Source organism: Bradyrhizobium sp. WSM3983 (genome assembly GCF_000473045.1).
Classification (GTDB): domain Bacteria; phylum Pseudomonadota; class Alphaproteobacteria; order Rhizobiales; family Xanthobacteraceae; genus Bradyrhizobium.
This window is the reverse complement of sequence record NZ_AXAY01000004.1, coordinates 327,140-343,846: the sequence shown is the minus strand read 5'-3', so window position 1 is coordinate 343,846 and position 16,707 is coordinate 327,140. Positions and strand designations below refer to the sequence as shown.

The following is a 16,707-nucleotide window of genomic DNA, read 5'->3' as shown; positions in this document are numbered from 1 at the left end:
ATCTACCGCGTCAAAGCCCATTCGCCGATGATACGGAAGCGTGAGGCGGCATCTTCCTGCCTGAACATTGCGATGCGGTCGATCGTCAGCGTCTCTAGATCAAGCGTCGCAAACCGCCCGCGCAGCATCTCCAAAATCGGCTCGCGGCGGTCCGCATCGAGCCGCCCCGTCAGCGTCATGTGGAAGCGGAATTCTTCCATCACGTAAGGATAGCCCCAGCGGTCGAGATACTCGCGCTGCCGCTCTGTGAGCTTTTCGGGCTTGCGCCGCACGCGGTCTTCCGCCGTCAGATGCGAACGAAATGAATCGAAGTCGCGGACGCAATCGGCGGCGAGTTGCTGGAGCGCGTCGATTGGCTCGGCCGGGATGACGGCAAGGAAGCCACTGATGGCAGCGACCACCGGCCGGATCACCGGCATCGGTCGCGTCTTGCCGGCGAATGCCGCGCAGGCAGCCTTGAGCTCGGCCTCGGTCTTGCCGGGCGCCAGCGCCATCGGCGCCTTCAGCGTGCCGTGAAAGCCGTATTTGCGGGGATCAGCGGTGATGTCGCGCCAGTCCGGCGCGACATGCAGGGCGTCCTGCGGAAACGAAATCTCGTCGCCCGTATAGGCATCATAGCCGAGCAACTCGGCGCCGAAGCGGGACAGCGCATGGTCGGCGCCGGCGGCAAAATAGATCGCGTAGCGGGAAAAACCAGTCATTGCCTGAGCATAACCAATTTATGCCGCGACGACAGTCTCGCGCGGCATCGCTGCATTAGCGAGCAGCCGTGTCGCATCGGTGAGATGCACGAGCTTGCCGGCGGCGATCACCGCGACCAGCCGCGGCCGCTGTGGCGTGCCGTCGTCGACCAGCAGGATGTCGGCGCGATGGCCTGCGGCGAGCGTGCCGCGATCGGTGAGGCCGGTCGCTAGCGCCGGTGCCGACGAGATCAGCTTCCAGGCCTCCGTCAGCGGCAGCACGCCGTCTGCGGCAAGGCGGAAGGCAGCGAGCAGCGGCGCCGGATAGTAATAGTCGGAGGCCAGCACCGTGCAGAGTCCCTTCGCGATCATGTCCGAGGCCTTGGTCCAGCCGGTGTGGCTGCCGCCGCGCACGACGTTCGGCGCGCCATAGACGATGGCGTCGCCATGATCTGCGGCTTCGCGCGCCGTCTCCTCATTGATCGGAAACTCGGCGAGCTTCACGCCCATGTCGCGAAAATCCCGGCGCATTGCCGGCGTTGCATCGTCATGCGACAGCATCCGCACCTCGGCTGCGCGAGCCGCGGCAGCAAGCCGGGTGATCGACGCCGGAACATCGGCGGCGCGCGAGACGATATGCGCGACGAGCTTGTCGAATGCCTCGCTCGATAGCCCCGTGCGCTCCACCATGCGGTTGCGCTTGCGCGGATTGGAGATGTCGGCAATGACCCCGTTCATGTGGTCGTTGAAGGCGAACAGGTCGACGCGACCATCGGCGAGCCACTGGCCGATCTCGTCCTCGGCATCGAGATTGTAGGTCTCGTGCCGCAGATGGAAGCGGGTGTCGGCGCCAAATTGCGGACGCTGCCGCTCGATCGCCTCGAGCAGACGCCTTGCATTGTCGCCGCTGCGCAGGCCCGGCTCCCACGACCAGGTGGTGGCGTGGAACACCGTGGTGATGCCGTTGCTGATGACCTGGCGGTCGGTGTCGGCCAGCGCGACGTCGATCGGGAAATCGACGCCGGCGCGCGGCATCATCTGCCGCTCGAAGGCATCGCCATGCAGGTCGACGATGCCGGGCAGCACCAGCAGGTTGCGCGCATCGATCGCCAGCCGCGCGCGGCAGCGAGATGCGTCGATCTGCGCGATGTCGGTTCCCGATACTGCAAGTGAGGTTTCGGCGAACTCGGAGCCGATCAGGATCCGGCCGCCCTCGATGAAAATGTCTGTCACGCGACCGCGCTTCGTTTGCTGGAAGAGGAGCTTGCCCCTGCTTCGTATGCCGTCAGGAAATCTTCAATCGAGAGCTTGCGGAAATCGGGCAGCGCTTCACGCAATTTATCGTGATCCCAGTCCCACCATGCCAGCTTGGCAAGCCGTCCGGCAACCTCTTCCGAGAACCGGCGCCGCACGATGCGCGCCGGATTGCCGGCGACGATGGTATAGGCCGGCACGTCCTTGGTGACGATGGCGCCCGCTGCGATCACCGCACCGGTGCCGATGTTGCGGCCCGGCAGCACGATCGCGCCGTGGCCGATCCAGACGTCATGGCCGATATGGACGTGATGCTGGCGCCGCCAGTCGAAGAAATCGGTGTCGTCGCTCTCGCCCGGAAAGTAGGCGCTGGAGCGGTAGGTGAAGTGTGCCTGCGTGGCGCGATGCATCGGATGATTGCCGGGATTGATCCGCGTCATCGCCGCGATCGAGCAGAACCTTCCGATGGTGGTGTAGGTGATCTGCGCGTCGTTGACGACGTAGGAGTAATCACCCATCGCCACTTCATGCAGGATGGTGCGGGCGCCGACCTCGGTATAGGCGCCGAGCCGGGTCTCATGCAGCTTCGCCGAAGGATCGATCGTCGGTTGGACCGAAAGCACCTTGGCCATGTTGCGTCCGATAGTTGGAAGGCGGGGGCGCTCGTCTTCGAGCGGCTCGATGACAGTGTCATGACGATACAATGACAGGGGATGAGATGTGTTGGATCGCCGCACTGCATCGCGCATGTCACACAAGTGTCAAGCGGCAGGGATAGCGGTGGGCTCCAGCTACTCTGGAGCCCTGCATGCTGGTGGTGGAAGGTCTGACGTGCCGCTTCGGCGCAAAAGCCGCGGTGGACGACGCTTCGTTTCAAATCTCCCCCGGCGGCTTCGTCGGTGTGATCGGGCGCTCCGGCGCCGGCAAGTCGACGCTGTTGCGGACCATCAACCGTCTGGTGACGCCGACCCAGGGCCGTATCCTGTTCGACGGCCTCGACGTCACCTCACTGCGCGGCAAGGAGCTGCGGCAGTGGCGGGCGCGGTCCGCGATGATCTTTCAGCAGTTCAACCTGGTCGGCCGGCTCGACGTGCTGACCAATGTCCTGATGGGACGCCTTGCCACGATGCCGGCCTGGCGCTCGTTGTCGCAGATCTGGCCCGAGCAGGACAAGGCATTGGCCATGTCGGCGCTCGAGCAGTTCGACATCGCCTCGCTCGCCGCCCAGCGTGCCGATCAGCTCTCCGGCGGCCAGCAGCAGCGTGTCGCGATCGCCCGGGCGCTGGTGCAGCAGCCCGACATCATCCTCGCCGACGAGCCCATCGCCTCGCTCGACCCGCGCAACACCAAGATCGTCATGGATGCGCTTCTGCGCATCAACAAGCACTTCGGTATCACCGTGATCTGCAATCTGCATTCGCTCGATCTCGCGCGCAACTATTGCGACCGCTTGGTCGGCATGGCGCAGGGCCGCGTGGTGTTCGACGGCGTGCCATCCGCGCTGACCGATCTCGTCGCGCGTGAGCTCTACGATCTCGAAGCCGCCGACGTCATGGGCGGCGCGGCTGCGCCGGCGCCGGAGGGCGTTCCGGCACTCGGAACGGCCGCGGCGGCTTGATCGGCATAACGCCGTCACGTCCTGCTGATAAGTTTCGCGTCAACCGACCCCAACCGATGAAGAGGGTATCATGATCACTCGCAGACTAATCCTTGCCGGCACCGCCGCGCTCGCCTTCACGACCTCCGCCTCGGCGGACGACTGGAAAGCCAAATATCCCGAGCTGACCTTCGCGGTCGTTCCGGCCGAGAACGCCTCCGGCGTGACCGAGCGCTGGACCCCGTTCGTGGAATATCTGTCGAAACAGCTCGGCGTGAAGGTCACGTTGCGCATCGCCAACGACTATGCCGCCGTGATCGAAGGCCAGCGCGCGGGCAACATCCATATCGCCAGCTATGGCTCGGCCTCGTTCGCCCGTGCCCGCCTGACCGGCGTCAAGACCGACGCCTTCGCCAACGACATCAACTCCGACGGCTCGACCGGTTACTACTCGATGTTCTTCGTCAAGGCGAGCAGCCCCTACAAGACCGTGGAAGAGCTCAAGGGCAAGAACCTTGGTCTGGTCGATCCGAACTCGACCTCCGGCAACAATGTGCCGCGGTTCGAGCTCAACAAGATGGGCATCACGGACGCCGAAAGCTATTTCGGCAAGGTTGTCTTCACCGGCAGCCACGAGAACGCATTGCTGGCGTTGTCGCAGGGCACGGTCGATGTCGCCGCCAACCAGTGGACCAGCGACGACGATTCCACGCTGGCGCAGATGCTGACCAAGGGCATGTTGAAGAATGCCGACGGCTCGGCGATGAAAAAGGACGATTTCCGCATCATCCACAAGTCGGCGCCGATCATCAACGGCCCCTATGCCTACAATTCGGACCTGCCGGAAGACGCCAAGGCGGCGATCGCGAAGGCGTTCTTCGATGCGCCGACCAAGGACAAGGCGGCATTCGACCGTCTCTCCGACGGCCAGAAGAAGGGTTTTCATCCCGCCACCACCAAGGACTGGGATGGCACGATCGAGCTGATCAAGTTCGTCGATGCACTGCGTAAGAAGAAGGCGTCCTGAGTTTTTGGGACGACGCACTGGAGCCGGGTCGATGGACCCGGCTCTTTCTCTTTTGACGGGTCCTCTTTGACCAATGACCATCGCGGTTTCGATCCTTCCCGAGCAGCAACTGGCGACGCTCAATGCCGCTTACAGCCAGGCGGTTGCGCGCAGGCGATGGCGTCTGCTGTTCGGAGCCGTGGTGTTCGCCGCCGCGCTGCTTCTCGCCGCGGTCGGCGCGGAAGTGAATTTGCGCACGCTATTCACCCATTTCGGCAACTTCGTCAGCTATTTCGACCGCATCCTCACGCTCGACAGCGGCCAGCGCGTCTGGACCGATGTTGGCGAGTGGCTCTGGGGCTGGCGCAAATGGCTGAAGATGCTGGGTGAGACCCTGCTGATCAGCTATGTGGGGACGCTGACTGGCGCCGTCTTTGCTTTTGGCCTGAATTTCTTTGCCGCCGAGAATACGTCGCCGTCGCCATGGCTGCGCTTCGTGGTGCGCCGCCTGCTTGAATTCGCGCGTACCGTCCCAGGCATCGTCTTCGCGCTGATCTTCGTCATCGCCTTCGGTCTCGGCCCAATGGCCGGCGTGCTGGCGATTGCAATCCACTCCACCGGCGCGCTCGGAAAGCTGTTCTCGGAGATCGTCGAGAACGCCGACATGAAGCCGGTCGAAGGCATCCGCTCGACCGGCGCGAGCTGGCTGTCCTGCATGCGCTTTGCCATCGTGCCGCAAGTGACCGCGGGCTATGCCAGCTACGCACTGCTGCGCTTCGAGATCAATGTCCGCGAGGCTTCTGTCATGGGCTTCGTGGGTGCCGGCGGCATCGGGCAGGAGCTTGTCGTCGCGATCCGCAAATTCTACTATTCGGACGTCAGCGCCATCCTGCTCGCCATCATCGTCACGGTCTTCATTATCGACATCGGTACTGGCTGGCTGCGCGGCCGCCTGTTCGGCAAGGAGGCGCGGACGTGACGAGGCCGCAGGAGGTCGATACCGCGCAGATTCGCGCGCGCTATCCCGACGTGTTCGACCGGCCCGCCTCGGCGCGGCTCGCCATGCCGGCGATGATCGTCGCGGCGCTTGCGATCCTGGTCTACGGCCTCGTCGATCTCGACTTCTCGCCGTCGCGCTTCTTCGCGGGTCTCAGCCAGCTCGGCTGGATCAGCGTGATGATGATCCCGCCGGATCCCGGCTCCTCGCTGCCGGTCTATCTGAAGGCGCTGGGCGAAACGCTGTCGATCGCACTGCTGGGCACGACATTGGCCGCGGTGTTCGCGCTGCCGGTCAGCTTGCTCGCCGCGCGCAATATCGTGCCGAACATTCTCCGCTTTCCCGTGCGCCGCTTCCTCGATTCGATTCGCGGCGTCGATACGCTGATCTGGGCGCTGGTGTGGATCAATGTCGTCGGGCTCGGCCCGTTCGCCGGCGTGCTTGCGATCGCGGTGTCGGATTTCGGCGCGTTCGGAAAGCTGTTCTCTGAGGCGATCGAAGGGGCTGATCAGAAGCAGGTCGAGGGCATCCGTGCCTCCGGCGGCAGCGCGCTGCACGAGATCCGTTTCGGCCTGATGCCGCAGGTGCTGCCCGTGATCGCCGGCCAGGTGCTCTACTTCATCGAATCCAACACGCGCTCGGCCACCATCATCGGCATCGTCGGCGCCGGCGGCATCGGCCTCCAGCTCGCCGAGCAGATCCGCGTACTGGAATGGCAGAAGGTGTCGTTCCTGATCCTGATGATCCTGGTCGCGGTCGCCGCGATCGATTTCATCTCGGGCAAGCTGCGGTTTGCGATTATTGGCAGGCGGGCTGTGGCCTGATCAAAGGTGCCGTAGGGTGGGCAAAGCGTAAGCGTGCCCACCATTTCTATCGAGAGCCTTGAAAGATGGTGGGCACGGCGCGAGGGCGCCTTTGCCCACCCTACGGCTCCGGTTTCGCGGAGAGAGGTGAGCCCCTACGACTCCACCAGAAACTCCACCCGCTCCGCCGCGAAGCGCGAGTGCTTGGTCACCAGCGGCTTGCCGTCGAGATCGAGATCCGTCGCGTCGACCACCAGGATCGGCCGCCCCAGCGGCAGATCGAGCCGCGCGGCGTCGGTGGCGTCGACGATGCCGGCGGTGATGCGGGTGGCGCCGCGGCGGTAATCGCGGATCCCGTAATGCTCGAGCATTTTCGTCATCGAGCGCGTGGCAGCAAACACCGTGCCCGCGCCCGAGAACCGCTCTGCCGACAGCCAGGTGGTGGAGACGCAGATCGGTGTGCGGTCGGCGAGGCGGATGGCCTCGATCCGCACCAGCGGCGCGCCGGTCTTCAATCCCAGCTCCCGCGCGAGCTCGCGGGTCGCGACATCTTCTGACGCCTCGATCATCCGGCCATGCGGCTCGCGGCCGTCGGCGCCGACGATCTCGGAGAAGCGCGTGCGCGAGCGCAACGGATAAGCGAGCTTCTGCGCCTCGACATAGGTTCCGCTGCCGCGCTCGGCGCGGACGATGCCGCGCTCGGCGAGTGCCGCGATCGCGCGCCGCACGGTGTGGCGATTGACGCGATAGGTCTCGGCGATCTCCATCTCGCCCGGCAGCTTGTCGCCTGCGGCAAAACGGCCGTCGGCGATGCCGCGCTCGATGCCATCAGCAACGAGGCGCCACAACGCGACGCCTGAAGAGGCGGTGTCCTGCATGCTCATGTCGGCGGCCAGCCTAGCCCAGAAATCATAGCTTTGTCACGAAACAGTCATGGCGTTTCCGTATCAAGTTGTCTATTATCATAGACAACTTGAATTCGGCAAGGTCGGTGGATTCGGTGACCCAGCACAACACCCAGCAAGCCCAGCGCCAGGCCGCCATGGCCGTGCTGGCGCACGCGGAGGCGGGCGAGATCGCCGCCCGCCTCCGCACGATTCCCTCGCCCGGCCATCAGGATTTGCGCGCGCCGGAGAGCGGCCTGGTGATGCTGCGCGCCCGGGTCGGCGGCGACGGTGCGCCGTTCAATCTCGGGGAGGCGACGGTGTCGCGCGCGGCCGTGCGGCTTGCGAGTGGCGAGGTCGGCTTCGGCTACACGCTCGGGCGCGACGGCGAGAAGGCGCGGCTGATCGCTCTGTGCGATGCGCTGGTGCAGTCGCGTGATTTCGGCGCTGCCGTCGAGCGCGACGTTATCGCGCCGTTGCGTGAGCAGCTTATGATTCGGCGCAAGCAGGCGGCGGAAGAGACCGCGGCGACGAAGGTAGATTTCTACACCATGGTGCGCGGTGAGGGGTGAGGCGATGACCACGATTGCGGAACTGCCGCCGGGTTTCGTCGACAAGGTGTTGTCGGCGCAATCGACTTTTCGCTCGGTCATGGATGCGATGGCCCGGCCGGGCGCGGTCCAGCGCATCGTGCCGATGGCGGGAACGCCTGATGCGATGATGCGCGGCACCGCCGCGATCGCGCTGACGCTGTTCGACCACGACACGCCGCTCTGGCTCGATGCCCGGATGTCGGAGAGTTCCGACGTCCTGAAATGGTTGAAGTTCCACACCGGCGCGCCGGTGATCCAGGATTCCTCGATCGCGGCCTTCGCGCTGATCAGCGATGGCTCGTTGCTCCCGGCGCTCGAGCGATTCGCTCTGGGCACCAACGAATATCCTGATCGTTCGACCACGGTGATCATCCAGGTCGACGGCCTCGACGCCGGCCGCAGCTTCGAGCTGCGCGGCCCCGGCATCGATGGTGTTGCGACGCTGCAGGCATCGATCAGGCCGTTCGATCTGTTCGAGCGGCTGCGGTTCAACGAGACGCTGTTTCCGCGCGGCATCGACGTGGTTCTGGTCGCCGATGACGCCGTGGTTGCGATCCCGCGCACCACGCGCGTCGTGAGCAAGGGAGGCTAGAGGCATGTATGTCGCAGTCAAAGGTGGCGAACGCGCCATCGAGAACGCCCATCGCCTGCTCGCCAATGCGCGGCGCGGCGACCAGAGCGTTGCGGAAGTCTCCCTCGACCAGATCTCGGAACAGCTTGGGCTCGCCGTCGATCGCGTCATGAGCGAAGGTTCGCTCTATGACCGCGAGCTCGCGGCGCTTGCGATCAAGCAGGCGCGCGGCGATTTGATCGAGGCGATCTTCCTCGTTCGCGCCTTCCGCGCCACCCTGCCGCGCTTCGGCGCCAGCGAGCCGGTCGACACCGGCGCCATGCGGGTGCGGCGGCGGGTGTCCTCGACCTTCAAGGACATTCCCGGCGGCCAGATCCTTGGGCCGACCTTCGACTACACCCATCGCCTGCTCGATCCCTCGCTGGCCGAAGGTTTTGTGCCGGAAGCGCCTTCTATGGCCGAAGCGTCGACGGCGCCGACGCCGCGCGTGACCGACATTTTGGGCCGCGACGGGCTGATCGAGGCTTCGCCGCAGGCCGAAGACGGCGCCAGCGTCGGCGATCTCACCCGCGAGCCGCTGAACTTTCCTGCGGACCGCGATTTGCGCCTGCAAAATCTCGCACGCGGAGACGAAGGTTTTCTGCTGGCGATGGGCTACTCTACCCAACGTGGCTACGGCCGCAACCATCCCTTCGCCGGCGAAATCCGCTTCGGCGAGGTCGAGGTCGAATTCGCAGCGGAAGACGTCGGCTTCGTCGTGCCGCTCGGTTCGATCGAGCTCACGGAGTGCCAGATGGTCAACCAATTCAAGGGCTCGGCAACGGAAGCGCCGTGCTTCACCCGCGGTTATGGCCTTGCCTTCGGCCAGAGCGAGCGCAAGACCATGTCGATGGCACTGGTCGACCGTGCGCTGCGCGCCCGCGAGCTCGGTGAAGAGGTGGGAGCCCCGGCGCAAGATGAAGAATTCGTGTTGTCGCATTCGGACAACGTCCAGGCGACCGGCTTCGTCGAGCATCTGAAGCTGCCGCATTATGTCGACTTCCAGTCCGAGCTCGGCCTGCTGCGCAAGCTGCGCAAGCAATTTGCCGAAGCCTCTGCCGAGGCCAATGCGCCTGATGCCATGAAGGAGGCCGCGGAATGAACGCGCCTGCCTACAACTTCGCCTATCTCGACGAGCAGACCAAGCGGATGATCCGCCGCGCGATCCTGAAGGCGATCGCGATCCCCGGCTATCAGGTGCCATTCGCCAGCCGCGAAATGCCGATGCCCTATGGCTGGGGCACCGGCGGCGTGCAGGTGACTGCCGCGATCCTTGGTCCCCAGGACGTGCTGAAGGTGATCGACCAGGGTTCGGACGACACCACCAACGCGATCTCGATCCGCAAATTCTTCGCCAAGACCGCCGGCGTCGCCACGACGACGTCGACGGACGATGCCACCGTGATCCAGACGCGCCATCGCATTCCCGAGACGTCGCTGCACGAAAACCAGGTGCTGGTCTACCAGGTGCCCATCCCGGAACCCCTGCGCTTCCTCGAGCCGCGCGAGACCGAGACGCGGCGCATGCACGCGCTCGCCGAATACGGCCTGATGCATGTGAAGCTCTACGAGGACATCGCCCGCTTCGGTCACATCGCGACCGCCTACGCCTATCCGGTGAAGGTCAACGCGCGTTACGTGATGGATCCGTCGCCGACGCCGAAATTCGACAATCCCAAGATGGACAATTGCCCGGCGTTGCAATTGTTCGGCGCCGGCCGCGAGAAGCGCATCTACGCGATCCCGCCCTATACCCAGGTGGTGTCGCTCGATTTCGAGGATCACCCGTTCGAGCCCTACCGTTTCAACGCGCCCTGCGCGCTGTGCGCCGCCGAAAATTCCTACCTCGACGAAATCGTCACCGACGACAAGGGCAGCCGCATGTTCGTCTGCTCCGACACCGACTATTGCGAGGGACGCCAGGCCGCCGGCCATCACGGCAGCATGAGCGCTGCGCCGTACAAGGAGAAGGCACAAGGGGAAGCAAATGGCTGATCAGGATCTTCTGGAAACCGATCAGCCGCTGCTGGTCGCGGACTCCCTCAGCAAGTCCTACGGCCGCATCGCCGCCTGCCGTGACGTGTCGTTCTCGCTCTATCCCGGCGAGGTGCTGGCGATCGTCGGCGAATCCGGCTCTGGCAAGTCGACGCTGCTGCAGCTCCTGTCAGGCCAGCTCGCGGCGAGCGGCGGGCAGGTGTCCTATCGGATGCGCGACGGAATCACCCGCGATCTCGCCGCGCTCGGCGAGGCCGAGCGGCGCCTGCTATTCCGCACCGATTGGGGTTTCGTGCACCAGGATCCGGCGCAGGGACTGCGCATGGCAGTTTCGGCCGGCGCGAATGTCGGCGAACGGCTGATGGCCGTGGGCTGGAATCATTACGGCCGCATTCGCGAGTCCGCCTCAGACTGGCTGACCCGGGTCGAGATCGACGTCGCGCGTATCGATGATGCGCCACGCACCTATTCTGGCGGCATGCGCCAGCGCCTCCAGATCGCGCGCAACCTCGTTACCGGGCCGCGGCTGGTGTTCATGGACGAGCCGACCGGCGGCCTTGATGTTTCAGTCCAGGCCCGCCTGCTCGATCTCCTGCGCAATCTCGTCGCCGAACTGCATCTCGCCGTCGTCATCGTCACGCACGATCTTGCGGTCGCGCGTCTTCTGTCGCATCGCGTGATGGTGATGAAGGGCGGCCGCGTCATTGAGACCGGTCTCACCGACCAGGTGCTGGACGATCCGCGCGAGCCCTACACCCAGCTCCTCGTCTCCTCGATTCTGCCGCCATAAGCTTTTCAAATGAGTTTCCCATGACCGCCATGATCGACATCGACGACGCCAACAAGACCTTCACGATGCACCTGCAGGGCGGCATCGAGCTGCCGGTGGTGCGCGGCGTGACCTTCCACGTCGAGCCCGGCGAATGTGTCGTGCTGTCCGGCCCGTCGGGCGCCGGAAAATCGTCGATCCTGAAGATGATCTTCGGCAATTACCGCTGCGACTCCGGCCGGATCGGCATCCGCCATCGCGGTGAGGTGATCGACCTCGCCACCGCCGAGCCGCGGCAGGTCCTCAACGTCCGCCGCGCCACCATTGGCTATGTCAGCCAGTTTTTGCGGGCGGTGCCGCGGGTTGCGACCATCGACGTCGTCGCCGAGCCGCTGATCGTCAACGGCATCACGCGCGCCGATGCGCAGGCACGCGCCGGCGAGCTGCTGCATCGTCTCAACATCCCCGAGCGTCTCTGGCGGCTCCCACCCGCGACCTTCTCCGGCGGCGAGCAGCAGCGCGTCAACATCGCGCGCGGCTTCATCTCGGACCTGCCGATCCTGCTGCTGGACGAGCCGACCGCATCGCTCGACGCCGCCAACCGTGCCGTCGTGGTCGAACTGGTCGCTGAGAAAAAACGCCGGGACGTTGCCATGGTTGCGATTGTCCATGACGACGAAATCCGCCATTTGATTGCCGACCGTATCGTCGACGTCACCAGCTTTGCCGCCGCGGCCTGAAGGAAGAAGGAAATGAACGCCAAGCCGAAGGACATCGTGATCGCCAACGCCAGGATCGTGCTGGCTGACCGGGTGATCGAACAGGGCTGGCTTGCTCTTGCCGACGGACACATTGCCGAGATCGGTGAGGGCAGGGCTCCCGCGGGCGCGGAGGACGCCGGCGGCGATCTGATCATGCCCGGCCTGATCGAACTCCACACCGACCATCTCGAAGCGCACTACGTGCCGCGTCCAAAGGTGTTCTGGAATCCGGTTGCTGCCGTCATCTCCTATGACGGTCAGCTCGCGACCTCGGGCATCACCACCGTGTTCGATTCGCTCCGCGTCTGGCGCGAGGACGGCGCCGAGGAGGTCGATGGCCGCGCCGGCGTGCTCGCCGCGGCGATCACGACCGCGCGCGACTCGAATTTGCTGCGCGCCGATCACTTCCTGCATCTGCGGTGCGAAATCCCGATGCCGAGCGTGGTCGAGGAAGCCAAGGAGCTGATCGACCGGCCTGACGTCAAGCTGATGTCGTTGATGGACCATACGCCCGGCCAGCGCCAGTTCCGGGATGAAGTGAAGCTGCGTGACTATTATCGCGGCAAAGGCGGCGGCAAGACCGATGCCGAGCTCGACGAGCTGTTCGCAAAACGCTTCGAATACCAGAGGCTCTATGCGGCGACCAACATGCGCGAGATCGTCGCGCTCGCGCATCAGTACAAGATTCCGCTCGCAAGCCACGACGACACCACCGAGGAGAATGTCGCGGACGCCGTGCGCGACGGCGTCGCGGTGGCGGAATTCCCGACCACGTTGGAGGCCGCGCGCGGCCTGCACCAGGCCGGCATCGACATCCTGATGGGCGCGCCCAACGTGGTGCGCGGCGGCTCGCACTCCGGCAACATCGCCGCGGTCGATCTCGCCCGCGAAGGCTTGCTCGACATCCTGTCCTCGGACTACATCCCGTCCAGCCTGCTGATGGGCGCGCTGCAATTGCCCGAGCATGCGCCGTCGATCAGCCTGCCGGCGGCGGTTCGCACCGTGACGAAGGCGCCGGCCGATGCGGTCGGCCTCACCGATCGCGGCGAGATCGCCATCGGCAAGCGCGCCGATCTGATCCGCGTCCATGTCGCGGGCAGCGTTCCCGTGGTTCGCAGCGTCTGGCGCAAGGGGGGCCGTGTCGCATGAGCGAGACCATCACGACCGCGGCGCAGGCAGGCACGATCGGGCCGGGGCGGCTGGTGCTCGTGGTCGGCCCGAGCGGCGCCGGCAAGGACACGCTGCTGCGGCTGGCGCAGGCGGCCTGTGCCGACGATCACGACATCGTCTTCCCGCGCCGTGTCGTGACGCGCGCGTCGTCTGCCGACGAGGACAATATTTCACTGAGCCCGGACGAGTTCCAGCGCGCGCGCGATCATGGCGATTTCGCCGTGCATTGGGATGCGCATGGGCATTCCTACGCACTGCCGCTGGAGATCAACGACGACATCCGTGCGGGGCGCGCCGTGGTCGTGAATGTCTCTCGCACTGTGATCGCCGCGCTACGCGATGCCTATTCCAACGTCGTCGTGGTCGCGATTGCCGCGCCACCGGATGTGCTGGCGCAGCGCCTTGCTGCACGCGCCCGTCACAGCGACGGCAATATCGCGGATCGGCTCACGCGCAGCGTCGATGACGCATCGGCCAATGCTGACGTCACCATCCTCAACGCCGGCAGCGCGGACTATCACAGCCGCCACCTCCTGCGCGTGATCAGGAACGAAAGCTGGCACGAATAGCGGCTGGCACAACAAGGAGAACGGAATGTCGGTGATCGAAACGGTCGAACAGCTGGAAGCCATCTACGGCGCCACCAATGACGCCTCGACCGTGAAAGTCGCCGACCACGTCACACCGCTCTACCGCATCTTCATTGAGAAGGCGCCGTTCGCGGCGCTTGCCACCATCGGGCCCGAGGGCATCGACTGCTCGCCGCGCGGCGATCTTCCCGGCTTTGTCCGCATCCATGACGAGAGGACGCTGATGCTGCCGGATCGGCGCGGCAACAACCGGGTCGATTCCCTGCGCAACATCGTGCGTGACCCCCGGGTGTCGCTGATGTTCCTGATCCCCGGCTCTGGCAACGCGGTCCGCGCCAACGGCCGCGCGCATCTTTCGGTCGATCCTGAGCTGCTCGCCTCGTTCAAGGTCGAGGGCAAGGCGCCGCGCAGCGTCATGGTGATGAAGGTGGACGAGATCTACTTCCAGTGCGCCCGCGCCATCGTGCGCTCCGACCTCTGGAATCCCGACAAGCGAATCGACCCGAAGACGCTGCCGACACCCGGACAGATCCTGGCCGAGATGAGCCAGAACAAGCTCGGCGGCGCGGAGTATGACCGCATCTGGCCGGAGCGTGCCGCCGCGACGATGTGGTGAGTTTCCTTCTCCTCTCTCCCCCTGTGGGAGAGAGCGGCGAGACGGGTGGGGGGGTTCTCTCTGCGACTCCGGAATCGTAGGGTGGGCAAAGGCGCCCTTGCGCCGTGCCCACCACCTATTTAGCACCGCGAAAGAAATGGTGGGCACGCTCCGCTTTGCCCACCCTACGGTGTTCCCCGAGATCGAAAGAGAGCATGGCAAGCGCCACGCCACCTAATTAAACGCCATCCCACCACTCAGTGCGACCGTCTGCCCGGTCATGTAGGCATTGTCGACCAGCAGCATCACGGCTTTCGCCACCTCGTCCGCTGTGCCGAAGCGGCCGAGTGGGATGTGGCTGATCAGTTGCGGCTGGCCGCTCATCATGTCGGTCTCGATCAACGACGGCGCCACCGCATTGACGGTGATGCCCTCCTTCACCAGCCGCGCCGCATAGCCTCGCGTGAGGCCTTCCATGCCGGCCTTGGAGGCGTTGTAGTGTGGCCCAATCGAGCCGGCGCCGCGCGCGGCTCCCGAGGAGATGTTGACGATGCGGCCCCACTTTCGCGCGCGCATCGACGGCAGCGCCGCCTGTGTGCACAGGAAGACCGATTTCAGATTGACCAGGATGGTGCGGTCGAAATCGTCCTCGGTGAGATCGTCGACGCCGCGCGTGATTGCGATGCCGGCATTGTTGACGAGAATGTCGATCGGCCCGAGCCCGCCCGTGATGCGCTCGACCATATTGGCCACCGCCTCGCGCTGTGAAACATCTGCGGCAACGACGATGGCGCGTCCGCCTTCTTTACCGATCTCGCCCGCCAGCTTCTCGGCCTGCCCGATCTGCTCGCGGCAGTTGATCGCTACGGCGGCGCCAGCGTCCGCCAGCGCGCAACAGACGGCAGCGCCGATTCCGCGCGAGCCGCCGGTGACGAGCGCCGTGCGCCCCTTGAGACTATCCGACATGAGAAGCTCCGATCGATCCGATCACGGCGGGATCGTCGGGCGTTAGCCGCCGTCATTCAACTCAAAAGGTCGCTATCCCGACTAACTCCGCCGGCGCGCCCTGGTGCGCGCCGCTTTCTTGGCGGCGGCGGAGCGGACCTTGGCGCCCTTGGTCTGGCTCGCCTTCCGTGCGGCGGCCGAGCGCGAGGCGGCGGTTCGACGGCTCGCAGCACGCTTGGCCTGCTTCGACAGCGCGCTGCGCGACGCAGTCGAGCGCGGCTCCTTCTTCAAGACGCCTTCGACGGCCCGCGACACGCGGGGGCGACGCTTCGGCGTGCGCCTGCCCTGGCCAACTTCATAGGCATATTTGGCGCTACGGCGCGTCGCCTTCTTGGTACGCCCTTTGCGCGGCGGCGGCAGGTCGACACCGGCGCGCCGCGCCTCGGACAGGCCGATGGCAATGGCTTGCTTCGTCGAACGCGCGCCGTGCTTGCCTTTCCTGACCTTGTCGATCTCGTCCTTGACGAATTCGCCGGCCTGCGTGCTCGCCGATTTGCCGGCACGCTTGTCTTGCCGGGCTTTGCGGATGATGTCCTGTCTTGGCATGGCTCAAATTCCCTTTTCGAGTCGCAGGGATGTCCAACCACAACGCACCAGCGCGAAGTTTGATCCTATCAGCCCCTCAATGCCGCCAGCAATTCATCCGGCCGCTCGGCCATGATCATGTGGCCTGCGCCCGGCACCACGACGGTCCTGGCATGCGGGATCGCCGCGGCAAGCGCCTTGCCCGCCTTCGTCGGCGTCATCATGTCCCGCTCGCCGAGAATAAGCGTGGCCGGCATCTTGATGGTCGCGGCCGCTTGAAGCGCATTCGCATAGGCATTGCAGGCCGACAAATCCCTGAACAGCACGCCCGGCTGGCAATGTTTCAGTACAGCCTGCGCGCCGCCATGCATCCACAGGCCGGGCGCGAGGCTGCCGCCGAGCTCGGCCTTGAAGCCAAGGCCCCAGATCGACACCATGTCGTTGGCGTCCTGCTCGTTGGCTTCGGCCGCCTTGAGCAGATCCGGTCCGACCGTCATGGTCGCGGCCGTACCGATCAGACTCAGTGCCGAGACTTTGTCGGGATGCCGCGCGGCCGTCTCCAGCGAGATCAGCGATCCCATGGAATGGCCGATCAGATGCGCCTTCTCAGCTCCAGCGACATCGAGTAGCGCCGCCGTCCAGTCGGCCATGTCGGCAATGCTCGACAGCGACGGACCGGCCGAGCGGCCGTGACCGGGCAAATCCAGAGCGAGAACGGAAAAGCCATGATGGGCGAACCAGCGCGTATGCAGCGCCCAGGTCGAATGATCAAAACCGGCGCCGTGGATGAAGACGACCGCAGGCAAGGACTTGTCGAATTCGCGACCGCCGGTCGCGACAAACACCTCGGCGCCGTTGACGGAGAGCTTCATC

At 65.1% G+C, this 16,707-nt stretch carries 20 protein-coding genes; 13 read left to right on the top strand and 7 right to left on the bottom strand.

What is annotated here, in order from left to right; genetic code table 11:
• Positions 1–2 precede the first annotated feature (2 nt).
• The 3 genes from YUA_RS0108980 to YUA_RS0108970 are packed head-to-tail and all read right to left on the bottom strand — an operon-like array spanning position 3 to position 2,566.
• Positions 3–701 (bottom strand): DUF1045 domain-containing protein, encoded by a 699-nt coding sequence (locus YUA_RS0108980; RefSeq protein WP_027530381.1) that lies wholly within the window; start codon positions 699–701, stop codon positions 3–5.
• An 18-nt stretch (positions 702–719) separates the two neighbouring features.
• Positions 720–1,913 carry an alpha-D-ribose 1-methylphosphonate 5-triphosphate diphosphatase gene (locus YUA_RS0108975; RefSeq protein WP_027530380.1) on the bottom strand — a complete coding sequence of 398 codons (1,194 nt, stop codon included), beginning with the start codon at positions 1,911–1,913 and terminating at the stop codon, positions 720–722.
• Positions 1,910–2,566 (bottom strand): chloramphenicol acetyltransferase, encoded by a 657-nt coding sequence (locus tag YUA_RS0108970; RefSeq protein WP_027530379.1) that lies wholly within the window; start codon positions 2,564–2,566, stop codon positions 1,910–1,912. Before YUA_RS0108970 ends, YUA_RS0108975 begins: the two co-directional genes overlap by 4 nt.
• A gap of 176 nt (positions 2,567–2,742) precedes the next feature.
• On the opposite strand from YUA_RS0108970, the gene phnC reads away from it, so the two are divergent.
• The 4 genes from phnC (at position 2,743) to phnE (YUA_RS0108950) (ending at position 6,358) form a co-directional block, all read left to right on the top strand.
• Positions 2,743–3,552, top strand: coding sequence for a phosphonate ABC transporter ATP-binding protein (phnC, locus tag YUA_RS0108965; protein ID WP_027530378.1), 810 nt, complete (start codon positions 2,743–2,745; stop codon positions 3,550–3,552).
• 70 nt (positions 3,553–3,622) lie between these two features.
• Entirely contained in the window at positions 3,623–4,558 is a 936-nt protein-coding gene (gene phnD, locus YUA_RS0108960) for a phosphonate ABC transporter substrate-binding protein (protein ID WP_027530377.1), read from the top strand.
• Positions 4,559–4,631: 73 nt separating this feature from the next.
• Complete coding sequence (phnE, locus tag YUA_RS0108955) at positions 4,632–5,516, top strand: phosphonate ABC transporter, permease protein PhnE (protein ID WP_027530376.1); 885 nt, start codon at positions 4,632–4,634, stop codon at positions 5,514–5,516.
• Positions 5,513–6,358 (top strand): phosphonate ABC transporter, permease protein PhnE, encoded by an 846-nt coding sequence (gene phnE, locus YUA_RS0108950; RefSeq protein ID WP_027530375.1) that lies wholly within the window; start codon positions 5,513–5,515, stop codon positions 6,356–6,358. Before phnE (YUA_RS0108955) ends, phnE (YUA_RS0108950) begins: the two co-directional genes overlap by 4 nt.
• Positions 6,359–6,492: 134 nt before the next feature.
• Here the strand turns inward: phnE (YUA_RS0108950) and phnF are convergent, their stop codons facing one another.
• Positions 6,493–7,221, bottom strand: coding sequence for a phosphonate metabolism transcriptional regulator PhnF (phnF, locus tag YUA_RS0108945; RefSeq protein WP_027530374.1), 729 nt, complete (start codon positions 7,219–7,221; stop codon positions 6,493–6,495).
• 107 nt (positions 7,222–7,328) lie between these two features.
• Between phnF and phnG the strand changes: the two genes are divergently transcribed.
• From phnG to YUA_RS0108900, 9 genes are read left to right on the top strand one after another with little or no spacing between them, the layout of a single operon-like run.
• Complete coding sequence (gene phnG / locus YUA_RS0108940) at positions 7,329–7,793, top strand: phosphonate C-P lyase system protein PhnG (RefSeq protein ID WP_027530373.1); 465 nt, start codon at positions 7,329–7,331, stop codon at positions 7,791–7,793.
• 4 nt (positions 7,794–7,797) lie between these two features.
• Positions 7,798–8,406 (top strand): phosphonate C-P lyase system protein PhnH, encoded by a 609-nt coding sequence (gene phnH / locus YUA_RS0108935; protein ID WP_027530372.1) that lies wholly within the window; start codon positions 7,798–7,800, stop codon positions 8,404–8,406.
• 4 nt (positions 8,407–8,410) lie between these two features.
• Positions 8,411–9,526, top strand: coding sequence for a carbon-phosphorus lyase complex subunit PhnI (locus YUA_RS0108930; protein WP_027530371.1), 1,116 nt, complete (start codon positions 8,411–8,413; stop codon positions 9,524–9,526).
• The gene (locus tag YUA_RS0108925) at positions 9,523–10,419 is read left to right on the top strand and encodes an alpha-D-ribose 1-methylphosphonate 5-phosphate C-P-lyase PhnJ (protein ID WP_027530370.1); all 897 of its coding nucleotides are present in this window, start codon (positions 9,523–9,525) and stop codon (positions 10,417–10,419) included. Before YUA_RS0108930 ends, YUA_RS0108925 begins: the two co-directional genes overlap by 4 nt.
• A complete protein-coding gene (gene phnK / locus YUA_RS0108920; RefSeq protein WP_027530369.1) occupies positions 10,412–11,209 on the top strand; it encodes a phosphonate C-P lyase system protein PhnK in 798 nt (265 codons plus the stop codon). Before YUA_RS0108925 ends, phnK begins: the two co-directional genes overlap by 8 nt.
• 20 nt (positions 11,210–11,229) lie before the next feature.
• Positions 11,230–11,928 (top strand): phosphonate C-P lyase system protein PhnL, encoded by a 699-nt coding sequence (phnL, locus tag YUA_RS0108915; RefSeq protein ID WP_027530368.1) that lies wholly within the window; start codon positions 11,230–11,232, stop codon positions 11,926–11,928.
• Between the two features lie 12 nt (positions 11,929–11,940).
• On the top strand, positions 11,941–13,098 hold the full coding sequence (locus tag YUA_RS0108910; protein ID WP_027530367.1) for an alpha-D-ribose 1-methylphosphonate 5-triphosphate diphosphatase: 1,158 nt from the start codon (positions 11,941–11,943) through the stop codon (positions 13,096–13,098).
• Positions 13,095–13,688 (top strand): phosphonate metabolism protein/1,5-bisphosphokinase (PRPP-forming) PhnN, encoded by a 594-nt coding sequence (gene phnN, locus YUA_RS0108905; RefSeq protein ID WP_027530366.1) that lies wholly within the window; start codon positions 13,095–13,097, stop codon positions 13,686–13,688. The genes YUA_RS0108910 and phnN overlap by 4 nt, the downstream gene beginning before the upstream one ends.
• A gap of 25 nt (positions 13,689–13,713) precedes the next feature.
• Positions 13,714–14,325 (top strand): pyridoxamine 5'-phosphate oxidase family protein, encoded by a 612-nt coding sequence (locus YUA_RS0108900; RefSeq protein WP_027530365.1) that lies wholly within the window; start codon positions 13,714–13,716, stop codon positions 14,323–14,325.
• A gap of 213 nt (positions 14,326–14,538) precedes the next feature.
• Here the strand turns inward: YUA_RS0108900 and YUA_RS0108895 are convergent, their stop codons facing one another.
• The 3 genes from YUA_RS0108895 to YUA_RS0108885 all read right to left on the bottom strand — a co-directional run bounded on the left by YUA_RS0108895 (position 14,539) and on the right by YUA_RS0108885 (position 16,706).
• Positions 14,539–15,270 carry an SDR family NAD(P)-dependent oxidoreductase gene (locus YUA_RS0108895; protein ID WP_027530364.1) on the bottom strand — a complete coding sequence of 244 codons (732 nt, stop codon included), beginning with the start codon at positions 15,268–15,270 and terminating at the stop codon, positions 14,539–14,541.
• 81 nt (positions 15,271–15,351) lie between these two features.
• Positions 15,352–15,855: a DUF6496 domain-containing protein gene (locus tag YUA_RS0108890; RefSeq protein WP_027530363.1), complete on the bottom strand. Its 504-nt coding sequence runs from the start codon at positions 15,853–15,855 to the stop codon at positions 15,352–15,354.
• 68 nt (positions 15,856–15,923) lie between these two features.
• Positions 15,924–16,706 (bottom strand): alpha/beta fold hydrolase, encoded by a 783-nt coding sequence (locus YUA_RS0108885; RefSeq protein ID WP_027530362.1) that lies wholly within the window; start codon positions 16,704–16,706, stop codon positions 15,924–15,926.
• Between the last annotated feature and the right edge of the window lies 1 nt (position 16,707).

What these genes read in the sequence shown, in the direction of transcription:
- YUA_RS0108980 (WP_027530381.1), bottom strand. Translation starts at nt 701, where the DNA reads ATGACTGGTTTTTCCCGCTACGCGATCTATTTTGCCGCCGGCGCCGAC.
- YUA_RS0108970 (WP_027530379.1), bottom strand. Translation starts at nt 2,566, where the DNA reads ATGGCCAAGGTGCTTTCGGTCCAACCGACGATCGATCCTTCGGCGAAG.
- phnC (WP_027530378.1), top strand. Translation starts at nt 2,743, where the DNA reads ATGCTGGTGGTGGAAGGTCTGACGTGCCGCTTCGGCGCAAAAGCCGCG.
- phnD (WP_027530377.1), top strand. Translation starts at nt 3,623, where the DNA reads ATGATCACTCGCAGACTAATCCTTGCCGGCACCGCCGCGCTCGCCTTC.
- phnE (WP_027530376.1), top strand. Translation starts at nt 4,632, where the DNA reads ATGACCATCGCGGTTTCGATCCTTCCCGAGCAGCAACTGGCGACGCTC.
- phnF (WP_027530374.1), bottom strand. Translation starts at nt 7,221, where the DNA reads ATGAGCATGCAGGACACCGCCTCTTCAGGCGTCGCGTTGTGGCGCCTC.
- phnH (WP_027530372.1), top strand. Translation starts at nt 7,798, where the DNA reads ATGACCACGATTGCGGAACTGCCGCCGGGTTTCGTCGACAAGGTGTTG.
- YUA_RS0108930 (WP_027530371.1), top strand. Translation starts at nt 8,411, where the DNA reads ATGTATGTCGCAGTCAAAGGTGGCGAACGCGCCATCGAGAACGCCCAT.
- YUA_RS0108925 (WP_027530370.1), top strand. Translation starts at nt 9,523, where the DNA reads ATGAACGCGCCTGCCTACAACTTCGCCTATCTCGACGAGCAGACCAAG.
- phnK (WP_027530369.1), top strand. Translation starts at nt 10,412, where the DNA reads ATGGCTGATCAGGATCTTCTGGAAACCGATCAGCCGCTGCTGGTCGCG.
- phnL (WP_027530368.1), top strand. Translation starts at nt 11,230, where the DNA reads ATGACCGCCATGATCGACATCGACGACGCCAACAAGACCTTCACGATG.
- YUA_RS0108910 (WP_027530367.1), top strand. Translation starts at nt 11,941, where the DNA reads ATGAACGCCAAGCCGAAGGACATCGTGATCGCCAACGCCAGGATCGTG.
- phnN (WP_027530366.1), top strand. Translation starts at nt 13,095, where the DNA reads ATGAGCGAGACCATCACGACCGCGGCGCAGGCAGGCACGATCGGGCCG.
- YUA_RS0108900 (WP_027530365.1), top strand. Translation starts at nt 13,714, where the DNA reads ATGTCGGTGATCGAAACGGTCGAACAGCTGGAAGCCATCTACGGCGCC.
- YUA_RS0108895 (WP_027530364.1), bottom strand. Translation starts at nt 15,270, where the DNA reads ATGTCGGATAGTCTCAAGGGGCGCACGGCGCTCGTCACCGGCGGCTCG.
- YUA_RS0108890 (WP_027530363.1), bottom strand. Translation starts at nt 15,855, where the DNA reads ATGCCAAGACAGGACATCATCCGCAAAGCCCGGCAAGACAAGCGTGCC.
- YUA_RS0108885 (WP_027530362.1), bottom strand. Translation starts at nt 16,706, where the DNA reads ATGAAGCTCTCCGTCAACGGCGCCGAGGTGTTTGTCGCGACCGGCGGT.